This window comes from Acidovorax sp. DW039, assembly GCF_037101375.1.
Classification (GTDB): domain Bacteria; phylum Pseudomonadota; class Gammaproteobacteria; order Burkholderiales; family Burkholderiaceae_C; genus Acidovorax.
In genome coordinates, this window is sequence record NZ_AP029019.1 from 3,127,019 (window position 1) to 3,142,043 (window position 15,025).

At 64.7% G+C, this 15,025-nt stretch carries 15 protein-coding genes; 8 read left to right on the forward strand and 7 right to left on the reverse strand.

Annotation, left to right across the window (positions count from 1 at the left end; translation table 11 throughout):
• The first annotated feature begins 87 nt into the window (after positions 1–87).
• A complete protein-coding gene (locus AACH87_RS13935; protein ID WP_338795063.1) occupies positions 88–330 on the forward strand; it encodes a glutaredoxin in 243 nt (80 codons plus the stop codon).
• Between the two features lie 18 nt (positions 331–348).
• Here AACH87_RS13935 and AACH87_RS13940 read toward each other — a convergent pair whose 3' ends face one another.
• Positions 349–1,263 carry a LysR family transcriptional regulator gene (locus tag AACH87_RS13940; protein WP_338795064.1) on the reverse strand — a complete coding sequence of 305 codons (915 nt, stop codon included), beginning with the start codon at positions 1,261–1,263 and terminating at the stop codon, positions 349–351.
• 182 nt (positions 1,264–1,445) lie between these two features.
• Here AACH87_RS13940 and AACH87_RS13945 point away from each other — a divergent pair, with 182 nt between their 5' ends.
• The 7 genes from AACH87_RS13945 to AACH87_RS13975 all read left to right on the forward strand — a co-directional run bounded on the left by AACH87_RS13945 (position 1,446) and on the right by AACH87_RS13975 (position 8,126).
• Positions 1,446–2,171, forward strand: coding sequence for a pirin family protein (locus tag AACH87_RS13945; RefSeq protein WP_338795065.1), 726 nt, complete (start codon positions 1,446–1,448; stop codon positions 2,169–2,171).
• Between the two features lie 386 nt (positions 2,172–2,557).
• Positions 2,558–3,211 carry a hydrolase gene (locus tag AACH87_RS13950; RefSeq protein WP_338795066.1) on the forward strand — a complete coding sequence of 218 codons (654 nt, stop codon included), beginning with the start codon at positions 2,558–2,560 and terminating at the stop codon, positions 3,209–3,211.
• 14 nt (positions 3,212–3,225) lie between these two features.
• On the forward strand, positions 3,226–3,498 hold the full coding sequence (locus tag AACH87_RS13955) for a DUF1427 family protein (RefSeq protein ID WP_338795067.1): 273 nt from the start codon (positions 3,226–3,228) through the stop codon (positions 3,496–3,498).
• Between the two features lie 180 nt (positions 3,499–3,678).
• On the forward strand, positions 3,679–5,577 hold the full coding sequence (locus AACH87_RS13960) for an amidohydrolase (RefSeq protein WP_338798962.1): 1,899 nt from the start codon (positions 3,679–3,681) through the stop codon (positions 5,575–5,577).
• Positions 5,578–5,726: 149 nt separating this feature from the next.
• Positions 5,727–6,131, forward strand: coding sequence for a DoxX family protein (locus tag AACH87_RS13965; protein ID WP_338798963.1), 405 nt, complete (start codon positions 5,727–5,729; stop codon positions 6,129–6,131).
• The gene (locus AACH87_RS13970) at positions 6,118–7,764 is read left to right on the forward strand and encodes an MFS transporter (RefSeq protein WP_338795069.1); all 1,647 of its coding nucleotides are present in this window, start codon (positions 6,118–6,120) and stop codon (positions 7,762–7,764) included. Before AACH87_RS13965 ends, AACH87_RS13970 begins: the two co-directional genes overlap by 14 nt.
• A 110-nt stretch (positions 7,765–7,874) precedes the next feature.
• On the forward strand, positions 7,875–8,126 hold the full coding sequence (locus tag AACH87_RS13975; protein WP_338795070.1) for a DUF2789 family protein: 252 nt from the start codon (positions 7,875–7,877) through the stop codon (positions 8,124–8,126).
• Here the strand turns inward: AACH87_RS13975 and AACH87_RS13980 are convergent.
• The 6 genes from AACH87_RS13980 to AACH87_RS14005 form a co-directional block, all read right to left on the reverse strand.
• On the reverse strand, positions 8,123–9,010 hold the full coding sequence (locus tag AACH87_RS13980) for an alpha/beta hydrolase (RefSeq protein WP_338795072.1): 888 nt from the start codon (positions 9,008–9,010) through the stop codon (positions 8,123–8,125). The genes AACH87_RS13975 and AACH87_RS13980 overlap by 4 nt on opposite strands.
• A 73-nt stretch (positions 9,011–9,083) precedes the next feature.
• Positions 9,084–11,219: a D-(-)-3-hydroxybutyrate oligomer hydrolase gene (locus tag AACH87_RS13985; protein ID WP_338795073.1), complete on the reverse strand. Its 2,136-nt coding sequence runs from the start codon at positions 11,217–11,219 to the stop codon at positions 9,084–9,086.
• Positions 11,220–11,304: 85 nt separating this feature from the next.
• Positions 11,305–12,378, reverse strand: coding sequence for a branched-chain amino acid ABC transporter permease (locus tag AACH87_RS13990; protein WP_338795074.1), 1,074 nt, complete (start codon positions 12,376–12,378; stop codon positions 11,305–11,307).
• 12 nt (positions 12,379–12,390) lie between these two features.
• Positions 12,391–13,374 carry a branched-chain amino acid ABC transporter permease gene (locus tag AACH87_RS13995; protein WP_066788205.1) on the reverse strand — a complete coding sequence of 328 codons (984 nt, stop codon included), beginning with the start codon at positions 13,372–13,374 and terminating at the stop codon, positions 12,391–12,393.
• A gap of 103 nt (positions 13,375–13,477) precedes the next feature.
• A complete protein-coding gene (locus tag AACH87_RS14000; protein WP_338795076.1) occupies positions 13,478–14,209 on the reverse strand; it encodes an ABC transporter ATP-binding protein in 732 nt (243 codons plus the stop codon).
• Positions 14,206–14,994, reverse strand: a complete 789-nt coding sequence (locus tag AACH87_RS14005; protein WP_142081206.1) for an ABC transporter ATP-binding protein — start codon at positions 14,992–14,994, stop codon at positions 14,206–14,208. Before AACH87_RS14005 ends, AACH87_RS14000 begins: the two co-directional genes overlap by 4 nt.
• Between the last annotated feature and the right edge of the window lie 31 nt (positions 14,995–15,025).

The window sequence follows — 15,025 nt, forward strand, 5'->3', positions numbered from 1 at the left end:
CCAAACCACCGCAGTTGCCCCCAAAGGGCCAACAGGCGCTGCCAGCGCGCCGAGCACCCGCGCAGGTCAGCACCTAAAATGGGGCGCATGACCCTCAAGATCACCGTCTATTCCAAATCCGCCTGCCCCCAGTGCGAATCGGCCAAAAGCCTGCTCAAAGCGCGCTCGTTGCCCTACGAAGAAATCAAGATTGACGACGAAGCCGAGCGCCTGGCCTTCTACGCCAAGTGCGGCCCCGCAGTGCGGCAAATGCCTCAGGTTTTCATCAACGACCAGCGCGTGGGCGGGCTGACGGGCCTGCAGGCAGCGCTCAAGCAACTGGGCCTGTAAAGCCTGGGAACATGCCTGCTAGCCGCGCTGCAGAATGCCGGGCAGCAGCGGGCGGCTCAGGCGCTGGCACCACCACTTGAACGCCTCGCCGGTGGTGCCAGACTTCCACGCCAGCCAGAAGGTCTCTTCGGCCCTGGGTTCCTCCACCGGCACCTCCACCAGTCTTCCCTCCTCCAGTTCGGCCCCTACACAGGCCTTGGGCACAAATCCATGGCCCAGCCCCGCCACCTGGCAGGCAATCTTGGCCTGCATGGAAGGCACCGTGATGCGCCGCTGGCCTGACAGCAGCCCCACCGTACGATCGGTCAGCGACCGGGCCCCATCCCCCACCACCACCGCCGTGTGCTCCAGCAGATCACTGCGGCGCAGCGGGCGGTCTGGACGGCCCAGGCGGGCGAGCGGGTGGGTGGGTGCCACGCAGAACACGAACTCCAGCGACCCCACATCCACGGCCTTGTAGCCGCCGCCCGCAGGGCCCTCGCCTGCCGCCAGAATCAGGTCTGCACGTCCGTCACGGAGTGCCTCCCAGGTGCCGGTCAGGGCTTCGCAACCAATGCGCAGCCGGGTGCCGCAGTTCAGATCTTCAAACGCGCAAATGTCCTGGTTGAAGGCGCTGGTGGGGATCAGCGAATCGTGCACCAGCCGCACCTCCGATTCAAACCCCGTGGCAATTTGCCGCATGCGTGATTCAAGCTGCCTTGCAGACACCAGCAGCCAGCGGCCCTCTTTCAGCATTTCTTGCCCCGCCGCCGTGAGCGTGACCCTGGGGCCATTGCGCACGAACAGCGCCAGCCCCAGTTGCTCCTCCAGCTTGCTCACGCTGTAAGAAATGGTGGACGGCACCTTGTGCAGGTGCTCCGACGCGCCCGCAAAGGAGCCAAACCGTGCAATGGCATCGACCAGCTCGATGGCTTCCAGCGTCAGTTTCAGCATGGTTTTTTCCTTGATTTGAATCATCGAAATTATCGATGATGAACCGCCAAACGTTTCAACCTTGACCGCAGTCAAAACCCAGATACTTTCTCCATCGCAACACGAAATACACGCTGAAACGGCGAGAAGCCGCCAGGTAACGCAGTGTGAATTTCATCGAACCCAAGGAAAGGAATTTCACCATGCTAGACATCCGCAGATCCCACCAACGCGGCAATGCAAACCACGGCTGGCTCCGCTCGCGTCACACGTTTTCGTTCGGGCATTACCACGATGCGCAGCAGCAGGGCTTTTCCGATCTGCTCGTCATCAACGATGACCGTGTAGCCCCCGGCCAGGGCTTTGGCACCCACCCCCACCGCGATATGGAAATTTTCTCGTATGTGCTGGAGGGTGCGCTGGAGCACAAGGACTCGATGGGCACAGGCTCTGTCATCCGCCCTGGCGACGTGCAGATGATGAGCGCGGGCACCGGTGTGCGCCACAGCGAGTTCAACCACTCGCATGAGGAAGGCGTGCACTTCCTGCAAATCTGGATCGTGCCCGGCAAGGCTGGCGTGGCCCCCCGCTACCAGCAGGTGCACTTCAGCGACGAAGAAAAGCGCGGCAAGCTGCGCCTGATCATCTCGCCCGAGGGTGACCAGGGCTCTCTGGCCGTGCACCAGGATGCCAGGGTGTATGCCGCACTGCTGCATGGCGAAGAAACTGCCAGCCTGGATGTAGGCCCTGACCGCCATGTGTATGTGCATGTGGCTCGCGGCAGCTTGGAAGTGAACGGCGAACGGCTGGAGGAAGGCGACGGCGCCCGCATCCGCAACGCAGGCGCACTGCAGTTTGCCAAGGGGCAAGACGCAGAAGTGCTGGTGTTTGACCTGCGGCCACAAGAGCTGCCAGCCATGCCCCGGTAACCCCGCAAGCTTTGGACAGGCGCAGCGAGGCACTACGCAGCACTGCGCCGGTTCAGACCGATGAAGTGAGCCCCGGCGGCGTATTGCCAGCCCCCGGCTCACCCATCACCCCCCATTTTTTGAAAAGGACGCCAAAGCCGGCAGGACATTGCTCGCCCCCACGAAGCACATGCACGGCCTCGCCCCAGCGCCGAAAGACAACCATGCCAACACAAAGCACCTGTTCCTTTTTTGCAGCTTTAAGGCAGCGAGCACTGCCCGCTTCCGGGGCCGGTGCGGCCGCTCTGGCCGGCGCGTTGAGCCCACTCTGAATCTACGGAGCACAGCACCAGCGCTGCGCCTGTCGATACCCCCTCCCATCCCTTCCACTTTTTCAGGAGTTCATCATGACCATTACCGCAAAAGCAACCCCCGGCGCACGTCTGCTCAACCCCAAGGATCACACGTTGATCCTGATCGACTTCCAGTCGCAAATGGCATTCGCAACGCACTCCATCGATGCCGTCAACCTGCGTACCAATGCATCCTTGGTGGCCCAGGCTGCAGCAGGGTTTGGCGTATCGACCATCCTGACCACGGTGGCGGAAAAGAGCTTCTCCGGCCCGATGTTTGACGAGGTGACAGCCCCCTTCCCCGGCCAGCAGATGCTGGACCGCACCTCCATGAACACCTGGGAAGACGCAGCAGTGATCGCAGAAGTCAACCGCATCGGCAAGCCACGCATCGTGCTGGCAGGTCTGTGGACCAGCGTGTGCATCGTCGGCCCCGCCCTGTCGGCGCTGGACCAGGGCTTTGAGGTGTACGTGATCACCGACGCTTGCGGAGACGTGTCTGCAGAAGCCCACAACCGCGCAGTGGAGCGCATGGTGCAAGCCGGTGCGCAACCCATGACATCGCTGCAATACCTGCTGGAGCTGCAGCGTGACTGGGCACGTGGCGAAACCTACGACCTGACCACAGGCATTGCGAAGAAGGTAGGTGGTGCATACGGCATTGGCATCAACTACGCCAAGACCATGTTCAACGCCCACGAAGGCTGATGAGAGGGCCGGCCGTGAAGACATACCTCCTGTCTGCCGCTGCCGGCCTGCTGGTCGGCGTCATCTACAGCCTCTTGAACGTGCGCTCGCCTGCTCCACCACTCATCGCTCTGCTGGGGCTGCTGGGAATGCTGGTGGGTGAGCAGGTGATTCCGGTAGGCAAGAAGTTGCTGGGCGGCAGCACCTTCAGCACCGCATGCCATGAGACCAAGGCCACGGCTTCCGTGCTGGGCCACTTGCCAGGCCGACAAGCGCCAGACGCCCCCGCCCAGGACAAGCAGGCCTGACCGCCTGGTGGTCCATACGCCATGCCGAGCGGGCGCTGCCGTAGGGGCGGCACCGCACCGGCATTTCCTGAAAGAATACCCATGACATCCCGTCGAAACATCCTGAACGCCGCGACGACCGTGGCACTGGGTAGCCTGTTGGGGCACAGTGCCTCTGCAGCCGAACACCAAGGAGCCACCATGTCCGATTCGCATCCCGACGCCATATTCTTCAACGGCCAAATCACCACGCTGGACCGCAGCAAACCCACGGCCAGCGCCGTCGCCGTCAAGGCGGGCCGCTTCGTGGCCGTGGGCGATGACCACGAAATTCTGGCACTGGCAGGAGACCGCACCCGGCGCATCGACCTCCAGCGCAAAAGCGTGCTGCCAGGGCTGTTCGACAACCACACCCATGTGGTGCGCGGCGGGCTCAACTACAACATGGAGCTGCGCTGGGACGGTGTGCGCTCGCTGGCCGATGCGCTGGACATGCTCAAGCGGCAAGTGGCCATTACCCCCGCGCCGCAGTGGGTGCGCGTGGTGGGCGGGTTTACCGAGCATCAATTCGTCGAAAAGCGCCTGCCCACGCTGCAGGAGATCAATGCCATCGCACCGGATACACCCGTGTTCCTGCTGCACCTGTATGACCGCGCACTGCTCAACGGCGCGGCGCTGCGCGCTGTGGGCTACACCAAGGACACGCAGGCGCCCCCTGGCGGCGAGATTGTGCGTGACGCAAGCGGCAACCCCACCGGCCTGTTGCTGGCCAAGCCCAATGCCACCATCCTCTACGCCACCCTTGCCAAGGGGCCCAAGCTGCCGCTTGACTACCAAATCAATTCCACACGCCACTTCATGCGTGAACTCAACCGCCTGGGCGTGACGGGCGTGATTGACGCGGGCGGCGGCTTCCAGAACTACCCCGAGGATTACGAGGTGATCCAGAAGCTGGCTGATGCCGACCAGATCACCGTGCGCCTGGCCTACAACCTGTTCACGCAAAAGCCCAAGCAGGAGAAAGAGGACTTTCTCAAGTGGACGTCATCGGTCAAGTACAAGCAGGGTGACGACTATTTCCGCCACAACGGCGCGGGCGAGATGCTGGTGTATTCGGCAGCCGACTTTGAGGACTTCCGTGTGGAACGCCCCGACATGCCGCCGCAGATGGAGAGCGAGCTGGAAGAGGTCGTGCGCGTGCTGGTCCAGAACCGTTGGCCTTGGCGCCTGCATGCCACGTATGACGAGACCATCTCGCGCGCGCTGGATGTATTCGAGAAGGTGCACCGTGATACGCCACTCACCGGCATCCACTGGTTTTTCGACCATGCAGAGACCATCTCCGACAAATCGATAGACCGTATTGCGGCGCTGGGAGGCGGCATAGCCGTCCAGCACCGGATGGCCTACCAGGGCGAATACTTCATCGAGCGCTACGGTGCCCGGGCGGCAGAGGCCACACCTCCGGTCAAGCGCATTCTGGAAAAAGGTGTCAAGGTTTCGGCTGGTACCGATGCCACGCGCGTGGCCTCGTACAACCCCTGGGTCTCTCTGTCATGGATGATTACCGGCAAGACGCTGGGCGGCACACAGCTGTACCCGCAACGCAACCTGCTGGACCGCGAGACGGCCTTGCGCATGTGGACCGAAAACGTGGCCTGGTTCAGCAATGAAGAGGGCAAGCGTGGCCGCATTGCCGTGGGCCAGCTGGCCGACTTCATCGTGCCCAGCAAGGATTTCTTCAAGGTGCCCGAGGACGAGATCTCGTTCCTGACCTCACACCTCACGGTGGTTGGCGGTCGAGTGGTTTACGGCGAGGGCGATTTTGCCCGGCATGACGACAACCCGCTGCCCCCGGCCATGCCCGACTGGTCGCCGACCCGGCTGTTCGGCGGTTATGCCGGATGGGGTGACCCGGAAGGTGCGGGCAAGAACTCGCTCCATCCGGTGCGCTATCGCAACATGGCTGCCGCCTGCGGCTGCGGCACAAGCTGCGGGATGCATGGCCACAACCATGCCGACGCATGGGCGTCCAACGTGCCGTCCTCTGATCCGAAGAGCTTCTTTGGGGCACTGGGTTGCTCTTGCTGGATGGCCTAAAGCAAAAGGTCCTTCCTGAGCCGCGGTTCGGCGTTCCCCTCACGCTCTTTGAGAGGGGCACGCAGAGCCGCGCATGACCGCACAAGACACCGAGGAGAAATGCGTTGACTACCTCAACCTACGGCGTTCAGGAGCGCCTGACCAGCGTGATGCGCCCCGTTTTCGGTAGCGCTGCCATGCGCTTTGTGGGCTATCTGGGCCTGTGCGCGGCCTATCTGCAGGGGGGCCTGACCAAGCTCACCTCTTTTTCCGGGGCCATGGCTGAGATGCAGCACTTCGGGTTGGTGCCTGCACCGCTGTTCGCGGTGCTGGTGATCGTTCTGGAGCTGGGCGCCTCGGTGCTGATTCTGGTGGGCCGCTGGCGCTGGCTGGGTGCGCTAGCCCTGGGCTGCTTCACCTTGCTGGCCACGATGCTGGCCCTGCGCTTCTGGGAGCTGCCCCTGGGCCCCGAGCGCTTCATGACAACCAATTCATTTTTTGAACATCTGGGTCTGGTCGGCGGCTTTGTGCTGGTGGCCTGGCACGACCTGCGAGGTGACCATGCCGCCCAATGATTCGCACAAGCCGCCACCCCACGCAGGCGCAGCAGCGCAGCCAAAACCCGGCAGCGCCTTTGCGGCACTCCGGTTCCCGGTGTTTGCCGTGCTGTGGACCGCCACCGTGCTCGGCAACATTGGCACCTTCATGCGCGATGTGGCCAGCGCCTGGATGGTGACAGAGCTTTCATCAAGCCCCACGGCCGTGGCTCTGATCCAGACCGCGGCCACACTGCCGGTGTTTCTGCTGGCCATTCCTGCGGGCGTGCTGTCAGACATTCTGGACCGGCGGCGCTTCCTCATCGGCGTGCAGGTGCTGCTGGCATGCGTCAGTGGTGCGCTGCTGGTGCTGGCAGCCACCCATGCGCTGACGGTGGAGTGGCTGGTGGCGCTGACCTTCCTGGGCGGTGTGGGCGCAGCCCTCATGGGGCCCAGCTGGCAGTCCATCGTGCCAGAGCTGGTTCCACGCAGCGAACTCAAGGGCGCCGTGGCGCTGAACTCGCTGGGCGTCAACATTGCACGGTCGGTGGGCCCGGCGGCCGGTGGTCTCCTGCTGGCCAGCTTTGGGGCCGCTACGGCCTACGGGCTGGATCTGCTGAGCTATGCCTTTGTGATTGGCGCACTGTGGTGGTGGCGGCGCGCGCCCTCCACCCGCAGCGGGCTGGACGAACACTTTGGGGGTGCACTGCGCGCAGGAATGCGCTTTGCGCGTGCCAGCCGGGCACTGCATGTGGTGCTGCTGCGTGCTGCGGTGTTCTTTGCATTCTCCAGCGCGGTGTGGGCGCTGCTTCCGCTGGTGGCCCGCCGCATGCTGGGTGGCGGGGCGGGCTTTTATGGCGTGTTGCTGGGTGCCGTGGGTGCTGGCGCCATCGCGGGTGCGGTATGCCTGCCGCGCCTTCGCCAGCGCTGGGGGGCGGACCAGCTGGTGCTGGGCGCGTCGATGAGCGCGGCGGGGGTGATGACGGTGCTGTCGCTGGCGCCGCCGCAGTGGGCTGCCGCCTTGCTCATGCTGTTGCTGGGCATGGGCTGGATTGTTGCTCTCACAACGCTCAACGGCGTGGCTCAGTCGGTTCTGCCCAACTGGGTCCGGGGGCGGGGCCTGGCCATCTACCTGATGGTGTTCAACGGTGCCATGGCAGCTGGCAGCCTGGGCTGGGGCCTGGTGGCCGCAAGCCTGGGGCTGGCCCCTGCCTTGTGGCTGGGCGCGGCGGGCTTGGTGGGCGCGGCCCTCCTGGCGCACCGGATGCGATTGCCACAGGGCGAAGCCGACCTGCAACCCTCCAACCACTGGCCGGAGCCGCTGGTGGCAGAACCTGTGCCGCATGACCGCGGCCCGGTCATGGTGCAGATCGAGTACCAGATTGCCCCCCATGAGAAAGCTGCATTCACCCAAGCCATGCAGGCCGTGGGCGAGGAACGCCGCCGGGACGGAGCGTACGCCTGGGGGATCGCAGAACAAACCGGCGAACCTGGCCGGGTGATGGAATGGTTTCTGGTGGAGTCGTGGGCAGAGCACATGCGCCAGCACGCCAGGGTGTCGCAGGCAGATGCCGACCTGCAGGCTGCGGCACAGCGCTTTCACCAAGGGCCGGGGCGTCCTGCAGTGCACCATTACCTGGCACTTCACCCCACCAGCCCTTCAGGTTCGTGACCGTCCTACAAGCAGATCGCCCAAGGCGTGCTGCAATACGGCACAGTAATTCGCAGGCGAGCCCACTGGGCTGCGCCACTTTTTCAAAATCTCTTTCAAGGATTCAACGGATGGAAACCGGAATTCACACCATGTCCGACCTGTTTGACCAACTGGGCCTGCCCTCGGACGAGGCATCGATGACGACCTTTATCGCCACGCACCGCGCAACAGCCGTCAATTTCACCTTGCCAGACATTGCAGTGTGGACACCCGCGCAGGCCAAGTTTCTGCGCGAAGCCATTGCCGCTGATGCAGACTGGGCGATTCCCGCAGAGCAACTGAGCCAGGCGCTGGGCTGTGGCCCAGGGCCCCGAGGTTAAAGAAGCGGCGACTTCACAGCTTCTGCCCGCGCCAAAAAGTCATCCACCAGCGCGTAGTGCTCGGGCACATTCAGCGCTGGGGCGTGGCCGCAGCCGGGTACTTCCACCACCTGCAGCAGGCCCTTGGCGCCGGGGCCACGGCGGTGCATTTCTTCAATGGTGTCGGGCAGCACCAAGTCTGAATCGACGCCGCGCAGGCACAGCACAGGAATGTTCAGCCTGTCGTAGTGGTGCCAGATCAGGTAATCGTTTTCGTGGTGAGTGAACTGCTGGACCATGGCAGGGTCGTAGTGCGGCGTCACGCGCCCATCGAGCAGGCGGCGGGTGGATGTCTCGGTCAACCGGCGCCACTGCGCATCGCTGAGCCAGCCGTAGGGCTTGTAGACCTGCCGGAAGAAGGTCTCCAGCTCGGCCACCGTGTCAAACGCGGGGGGCTGCCCGGCATAGGCCTTGATGCGCTCCAGTGCGGCATCGGCCAAGCGGGGAGCGTTGTCGTTGAGCAGCAGGCTGCCGATGCGCCCGCGCAAGCCAGGTTCAAACACCCCCGCCGCGCACACAGTGCCGATGGCGCCCCCCATGGAGGTGCCCACCCAGTGGGCACGGTCAATGCCCAGCTGGTCGAACAGCTCAGCAGCAATGCGCGCATAAAAAGCCAGCCGGTAGTCCTGCGCGGGCTGGCGGCTCCACTGGCTCAATCCACGGCCCAAAGTGTCGGGGCAGATGACCCGGTAGCGGTCTGCCAGGTGTTCGGCCAGGTCGTCCATGTCACGCCCGGTGCGCGCCAGGCCGTGCCACGCGATCACCACCGGCGCGTCGGGCGCGCCCCATTCGGTGTAGTGGATTTCATAACCAGCACAGGTGGCGTAGCGTGAGATGGGAGACATGGAAAGAACCTGAAAAAAGGCAAAAAGCTGAGGCCGTGCGCGGGGCAACCTGCCCCGCGCACGGCGCTATCGATCAGTCGGGAATGGCAATGGCACCCTCAGTGATGCTGATGGCATTGCCTGCGACCGGTGTAGCAGCCAGAGGGGGCAAATTGGCAGCGCTGATGGCAGGCGCACTGCCAGGCGTGCCGCCGCGCGGCACCGTGCGCACCACCTGGCTGGCGGGCAGCGCTTTGCCGCTGGAGAGATGGTCGTACATGGCATCTAAAGCACGGTTCAGATACACATGCAGCGGCACATAGCGTGTGTCGTAGCCGGGCAGCACGGTGGGCAGGCCAATGAAGCTGTCGAAGTGCTGGGCGTTGGTCACCTCCACATAGCGCAGCTTGCTGGCATTGCCTTCCACCTTGCGGTTGAGGGCTGCGTAGGGCCGCGACGTGTGGCTGACGGGCAGCAGCGCATCGGCGCGGCCGTGCACGATGATGGCGGGCTTGCCACGCAGGTTGCCATTGCGGCGGGTTTCGTCCAGGCCTGCCTGCAGCTTCCTGGCTGCGGCATCGCTGCCGGTGACCAGGTTGCGCAAACACAGCGCGCCCGCAGTGTTCCAGTCGGCCAGGCCGCTGGCAGACACCGACAAAAAGTCGCGCCCTGCCCCCAGCTTGCCGTTGTTGTTGATGAGCTGCACGCCGCTGGAAGGCGGCACGCCATTGCCGGTGGCAAACATGCCCGCCAGCGCTGCAGGCGCCAGCGGCCCCACTGCGCCGGTGGATGTGGTGGCGGCATAGCTGTAGCCGCAGAGGTGGTCCTTCACGCTGGCGCGCGAGAGTGCGTTGGCAAAGGTGACTGCCACGGCAGGGGCTACTTCAAACGCCGCCAGGGATGCGTGCAGGTCGTTCGACTCGGGCTCCCATCCGTAGTCGCGCAGCTTTTGCAGGGCCTGCTCGGCCTGCGCCGCGGGGGTGCTGCCCGTGAGCAAGCCCGCTGCCACCAGGGCCGAGCAGCGGTTGGGTGCAATGGGCAAGGCGCTGGCGGCAAAGCCTGCGCCAAAGGCCGCAGCGTAAGGCGAGCTGCTGATGGAAGGCGCCAGCGCCGCGCAAGACTGGTAGAGGTTGGCATAGGTGGTGAAGTCCACCAGGGTCTTGCCCGTCACGGCCACGGCGGTGCTGCCGCGCTGCACCGTCACGCCGGGGTTGGCGGGCAGCTCCACAGCGGGCTCTGACACGGCCACGCCGCTGATGAGGCCCTGGGTGTCTTGCTCTGCCGCCGCAATGGCGGCGCCACCGCCATTGGAGATGCTGGATGCGATGACGATGGTGTTGGAGGGATTGAGCGTCTTGAGGCGCTGGCCGTTGTCCAGCGCGCCAAAGCGCTCGTTGAGCACGTAGTAGGCAAACTCCACCGCCTGCAGCGTGCTGCGGCCCCAGTCTTTCTCGGGGTTCTGGCCTGAGTGGGCATGCTTGAAGGCAAAGCGGTTGGGCGTGGCGGCGTTGAAGGCCGTCAGCTCGCTGGCCGACAGGCCCGCATTGAACGCGGCGGCCTTGCCCGCCGCTGCGGCCGTGGCACGGGTGCCGTCGATCAGCGGCACGGTGTCGTTTTGCAGGTCGTGCGGGGCAGCGCCGGTGCCCTTGTCCGAGTAGGCCACGGCGCAGCCGCGCTTGAGGCCCCACTCGCCCGTGCTGATGCCGCCATACACCCCGCGCGAGCCCGAGGCCGTGGCGGTGATGACGCAGGGCTTTTGCGGGTTGAAGCTGGCGGGCACCTGCACCATCAGCGTCACGTTCTGGCTGCCGCCGCCATCATCGGCAAAGGCGATGTATTCGGTGCCCGCAATCTTGCCCTCGCTGGCAGTCACATTGCCCTGGGCGTCCACGTTGGGGCCATACAGGCTGCCGTAGCCGCCTGCGGCAGTCATGTCGAGCATGGCGCGGTAGTTGGTGTGGATGGCTGCGCGCCGCAGCTCCGCCGCTGTGGGCTTGAGCGGGTCGGCATAAGCCGGGGGCGCAGCGGCTTCCAGTCCGGTTTTGCCTAGGCCTGCGGTGAGCAGGTCGTCGGCAGTGCCGTCGTAGGTGGTGGCCTTGATGGTGCCCAGATACGCGGGCTTGGTGTTGAGGTTGGCATTGCTGCCACCGCCTCCCCCACCACCGCCACAGGCAGCAAGGACAGCCGCGGCCACGGCCGCAGGAAGGAACGGGCGAACACAGGTTTTCATGCGCTTGTCTCCAGGGTTGGTTTTTGTTGCACGACCATCACACCGATTCACAACGTTGAGGCCGCGCCACGGCGCGGCCTGCCTCTCATCCCGGCCTGTGCGCTGCCGCAGCGCGCAAGCGCCCCACCACGCCGGTGGGGAAGTAATAGACCGACAGCACAAACAGCACGCCCAGCCACAGCAGCCAGCGGTCTGGCGAGAGCAAGGCGGCCAGCCAGGGCCAGCCCGCAGCGGCCTCGCTGCCCAGGCGCAGCAGGTCTTGTAGATAGCTTTGCGCCACCAGAAACAGCAGGGCACCAATGACCGAGCCGTAGAGCGTGCCCATGCCGCCGATCACGACGATGAGCAGGCAGTCCATCATGATTTCAAAACTGAGCGAGGTGTCTGGCCCGTTGTAGCGCAGCCAGAGCGCCAGCATGCAGCCCGCCAGCGTGGCAAACAGGGCTGACAGCACGCTGGACGTGGTGCGGTACACCACCACGCGGTAGCCAATGGCCTCGGCACGGAACTCGTTTTCGCGGATGGCCTGCAGCACCCGGCCAAAGGGCGAATTGACGATGCGCAGCAGCGCCAGCACCAGCACCACCGCCGCCACGAAAAGCAGGTAGTAGCAGATCAGTCGCCCATCCACCGTCACGCCCAAAAACGGATCGTCAAACGGCTCAAAGCTCGGCGACAGCACCTCTGGCACCTTGAAGGTGAGGCCGTCTTCGCCCCCGGTGATGTCCGACAGCTGCGAGGCCAGTGTCTGGAACGCCGCCGCCACGGCCAGCGTGATCATGGCGAAGAAGATGGCCCGCACCCGCAGCGAGAACAGCCCCACCGCCAGCGACAGGAGCAGCGACAACAGCAGCGCCCCGCCCACGCCCACCAGCAGGGCCGACCACGTAGGCCCCATGCGCGTGGTGGCCACGGCAATGCCATAGGCCCCGATGCCAAAGAACATGGTGTGCGCAAAGCTGACGATGCCGGTGTAACCCAGCAGCAAGTCAAAGCTGGCCACCAGCACCACAAACACCAGCACCTTGGCCGCCACGTTCAGCGCCTTGACACCCGGAAACAGAAACGGCGCCAACGCCAGGCCCAGCAGCACGGCCAGCAAGATGACCGCCAGCACCTTGCTGCGCGGATAGTCGCCAGAGAGAAGTCGGTTCAACATGCTTGCGGCTCCTCAACGGTTCGTGACGGGATACACACCCTGCGGGCGCCACAGCAGGATGGCGACCATGAGCGCGATGTTGGAAAACAGCGCCACCTTGGGGGCCAGAAAGCCGGTGTAGTTGGCCATGAGCCCCACCAGCAGCGCGCCAATAAGCGCCCCGCCCGTGCTGCCCAGCCCGCCGATGATGATGACGATGAAGATCAGCACGTTGACCTGCGCGCCCATCTGCGGCACCACGTTTTGCTGGTACAGGCCCCACATCACCCCGCCCAGACCCGCCAGGGCCGAGCCCACCACAAACACAGCCACAAACAGGCGGCGGATGCGGTAGCCCAGGCTTTCGACCATCTCGCGGTCTTGCACCCCGGCGCGGATGAGCAGGCCGACCTTGGTGCGCGAAAGCGTCCACGCCAGCACGCCAAACACCACCAGGCCTACGGCCACGGCGACGAGGCGGTACTTTTCGATGGCGGCATCGCCCAGCAGCAGCGAGCCACGCATGCCTTCGGGCAGCGGCAGCGGGATTTGCTGCGGGCCCCAGATGACCTTGATGAGTTCCTCGCCAATGATCATGCCGCCCATGGTGATGAGGATCTGCTTGAGGTGCTGGCCGTACACGGGCCGCACGATGAAGCGCTCAAACGCCAGGCCCAGCGCGCCCGCCACGGCCATGGCCACCAGCATGGCGGGCAGCACGGCCACCATGTTGCGCCACAGCTCGGCCGAGCCCGTCCAGTCGCCCATCGCACCCAGCACGCTGGTGGCCACAAAAGCGCCCAGCGCAATGAACACGCCGTGGCCAAAGTTGAGCACGTCCATCAGCCCAAACACCAGCGTGAGGCCCGAGGCGATGATGAAGATGATCATGCCCATGGCCAGCCCCGCCACCGTGAGCGTGAGCCAGGTGCTGGGCGAGCCCACCAGCGGCAGCGTGACGAGCGCGAGCAGCGGCACCAGCGCCAGGGGCTTCCAGTCGAAATCGCTGGCAGTCATGCGGGCGGTCATGCTTGGCCTCCGGGTCGGGTTTGCTTCACTATTTTTTTGATAGCTGCTTGCGCTTTCTCCATAAGCGCTAGAGGGCGATTTGGTTTGAGATTCATAGCGACAGCCCCAGCAGCGACTGCTGCATTGCCTCGTCTGCCGCCAGCGCGGCCATGCTGCCCGCGTGCACCACGCGGCCGTTGTCCATCACGGCAACGTTGTCGCCCAGGCGTTTGGCGAAGTGGATGTTCTGCTCGACCAGCAGAATGGTCACGCCGCTCTTCTTGAGCTGGTCGAACGCCTCGATCATGTTGTTGATGATGGCGGGGGCCAGGCCCTTGCTGGGCTCGTCCACGATGAGCAGGTCGCGCGGCTCGATGATGGCGCGGGCCACGGCCACCATCTGCTTTTGTCCGCCGCTGAGCTTGCCTGCGGGGTGGTTCCAGAACTTCTCCACGGCCGGGAACAGCCGGAAGATCCATTGCAGCCGCGCCGCGTCCATTTGCGCTGCGTTGCTGGCCTTGCGTGCGGCCAGCAGCAGGTTTTCCTTCACCGTCAGGTCGGCAAAGATGCCCATGTTTTCGGGCACGTAGGCAATGTTGAGACCCGCAATCTGCGGTGTGTGCAGGCGCGTGATGTCGCGCCCGTTGAAGTGGATGCTGCCCTGCGAGGCCTGCCACAGGCCCATGATGGTGCGCAGCGTGGTCGTCTTGCCCGCGCCGTTGCGGCCCAGCAGCATGGTGAGCTGGCCTTTGGGGATGGCAAGGTCCACGCCGTGCAGGATGTGGTAGGCCCCGATGTGCGTGTGCACGCCTTTGAGTTCCAGAAGGTTGGCAGTGCTGCTCATGCGGCCTCCTTCTCTGCGTCCTTGTCAGCGTCCTTGCTGATGCCCAGGTACGCCTCCTGCACCACCGGCGATGCGATCACCTCGGCCGGTGCGCCGTCGGCCACCAGCGTGCCATTGGTCAGCACGATGATCCGGTCGGCCAGCTCGCGCACCACGTCCATCTTGTGCTCCACCAGCAGGATGATCTTGGTCTTGTCTTTTTTGAGCTCACGGATCAGGTTCAGGATCACCGGGGCCTCGTCGTGGCTCATGCCTGCGGTGGGCTCGTCAAACATGTAGACCTGTGGCTCCAGCGCCATCAGCAAGGCCACTTCCAGCTTGCGCTGGTCGCCATGCGGCAGGCTGGCCACGGGGGTGTCTCGTCGCTCAAACAGGGCCACGCTGCGCAGGATGGATTCGGCACGCTCGGTGAGGTGGCGGTGGTCGCTCCAGATACTCCACAGGTTGAGCCCCCGGCGGTGCGCCCCGCCCTGCGTGGCCTGCACGGCCAGGCGCACGTTCTCCAGCACGCTCAGGTTGGGGAACAGGTTGGTAAGCTGAAACGCCCGGCCCAGCCCCGCACGGGTGCGCGCCGAGGGGCTGAGCGCCGTCAGGTCTTGCCCACCCAATTGCACGCTGCCCGCACTGGCCTTGAGCTGGCCCGAGATGAGGTTGAAGTACGTCGTCTTGCCCGCGCCATTGGGGCCCACGATGGCGGTGAGCGTGCCCGGCGCAAAGGCACAGGTTACGCCGTTGACCGCCACGTGGCCGCCAAAGCGGATGGTCAGGTTGTGGGTTGCAAGCATGGGGGCAGCAGGTGGTGGGGAGGCAAACGGC

What these genes read in the sequence shown, in the direction of transcription:
- AACH87_RS13935 (WP_338795063.1), top strand. Translation starts at nt 88, where the DNA reads ATGACCCTCAAGATCACCGTCTATTCCAAATCCGCCTGCCCCCAGTGC.
- AACH87_RS13940 (WP_338795064.1), bottom strand. Translation starts at nt 1,263, where the DNA reads ATGCTGAAACTGACGCTGGAAGCCATCGAGCTGGTCGATGCCATTGCA.
- AACH87_RS13945 (WP_338795065.1), top strand. Translation starts at nt 1,446, where the DNA reads ATGCTAGACATCCGCAGATCCCACCAACGCGGCAATGCAAACCACGGC.
- AACH87_RS13950 (WP_338795066.1), top strand. Translation starts at nt 2,558, where the DNA reads ATGACCATTACCGCAAAAGCAACCCCCGGCGCACGTCTGCTCAACCCC.
- AACH87_RS13960 (WP_338798962.1), top strand. Translation starts at nt 3,679, where the DNA reads ATGTCCGATTCGCATCCCGACGCCATATTCTTCAACGGCCAAATCACC.
- AACH87_RS13965 (WP_338798963.1), top strand. Translation starts at nt 5,727, where the DNA reads ATGCGCCCCGTTTTCGGTAGCGCTGCCATGCGCTTTGTGGGCTATCTG.
- AACH87_RS13970 (WP_338795069.1), top strand. Translation starts at nt 6,118, where the DNA reads ATGCCGCCCAATGATTCGCACAAGCCGCCACCCCACGCAGGCGCAGCA.
- AACH87_RS13975 (WP_338795070.1), top strand. Translation starts at nt 7,875, where the DNA reads ATGGAAACCGGAATTCACACCATGTCCGACCTGTTTGACCAACTGGGC.
- AACH87_RS13980 (WP_338795072.1), bottom strand. Translation starts at nt 9,010, where the DNA reads ATGTCTCCCATCTCACGCTACGCCACCTGTGCTGGTTATGAAATCCAC.
- AACH87_RS13985 (WP_338795073.1), bottom strand. Translation starts at nt 11,219, where the DNA reads ATGAAAACCTGTGTTCGCCCGTTCCTTCCTGCGGCCGTGGCCGCGGCT.
- AACH87_RS13990 (WP_338795074.1), bottom strand. Translation starts at nt 12,378, where the DNA reads ATGTTGAACCGACTTCTCTCTGGCGACTATCCGCGCAGCAAGGTGCTG.
- AACH87_RS13995 (WP_066788205.1), bottom strand. Translation starts at nt 13,374, where the DNA reads ATGACTGCCAGCGATTTCGACTGGAAGCCCCTGGCGCTGGTGCCGCTG.
- AACH87_RS14000 (WP_338795076.1), bottom strand. Translation starts at nt 14,209, where the DNA reads ATGAGCAGCACTGCCAACCTTCTGGAACTCAAAGGCGTGCACACGCAC.
- AACH87_RS14005 (WP_142081206.1), bottom strand. Translation starts at nt 14,994, where the DNA reads ATGCTTGCAACCCACAACCTGACCATCCGCTTTGGCGGCCACGTGGCG.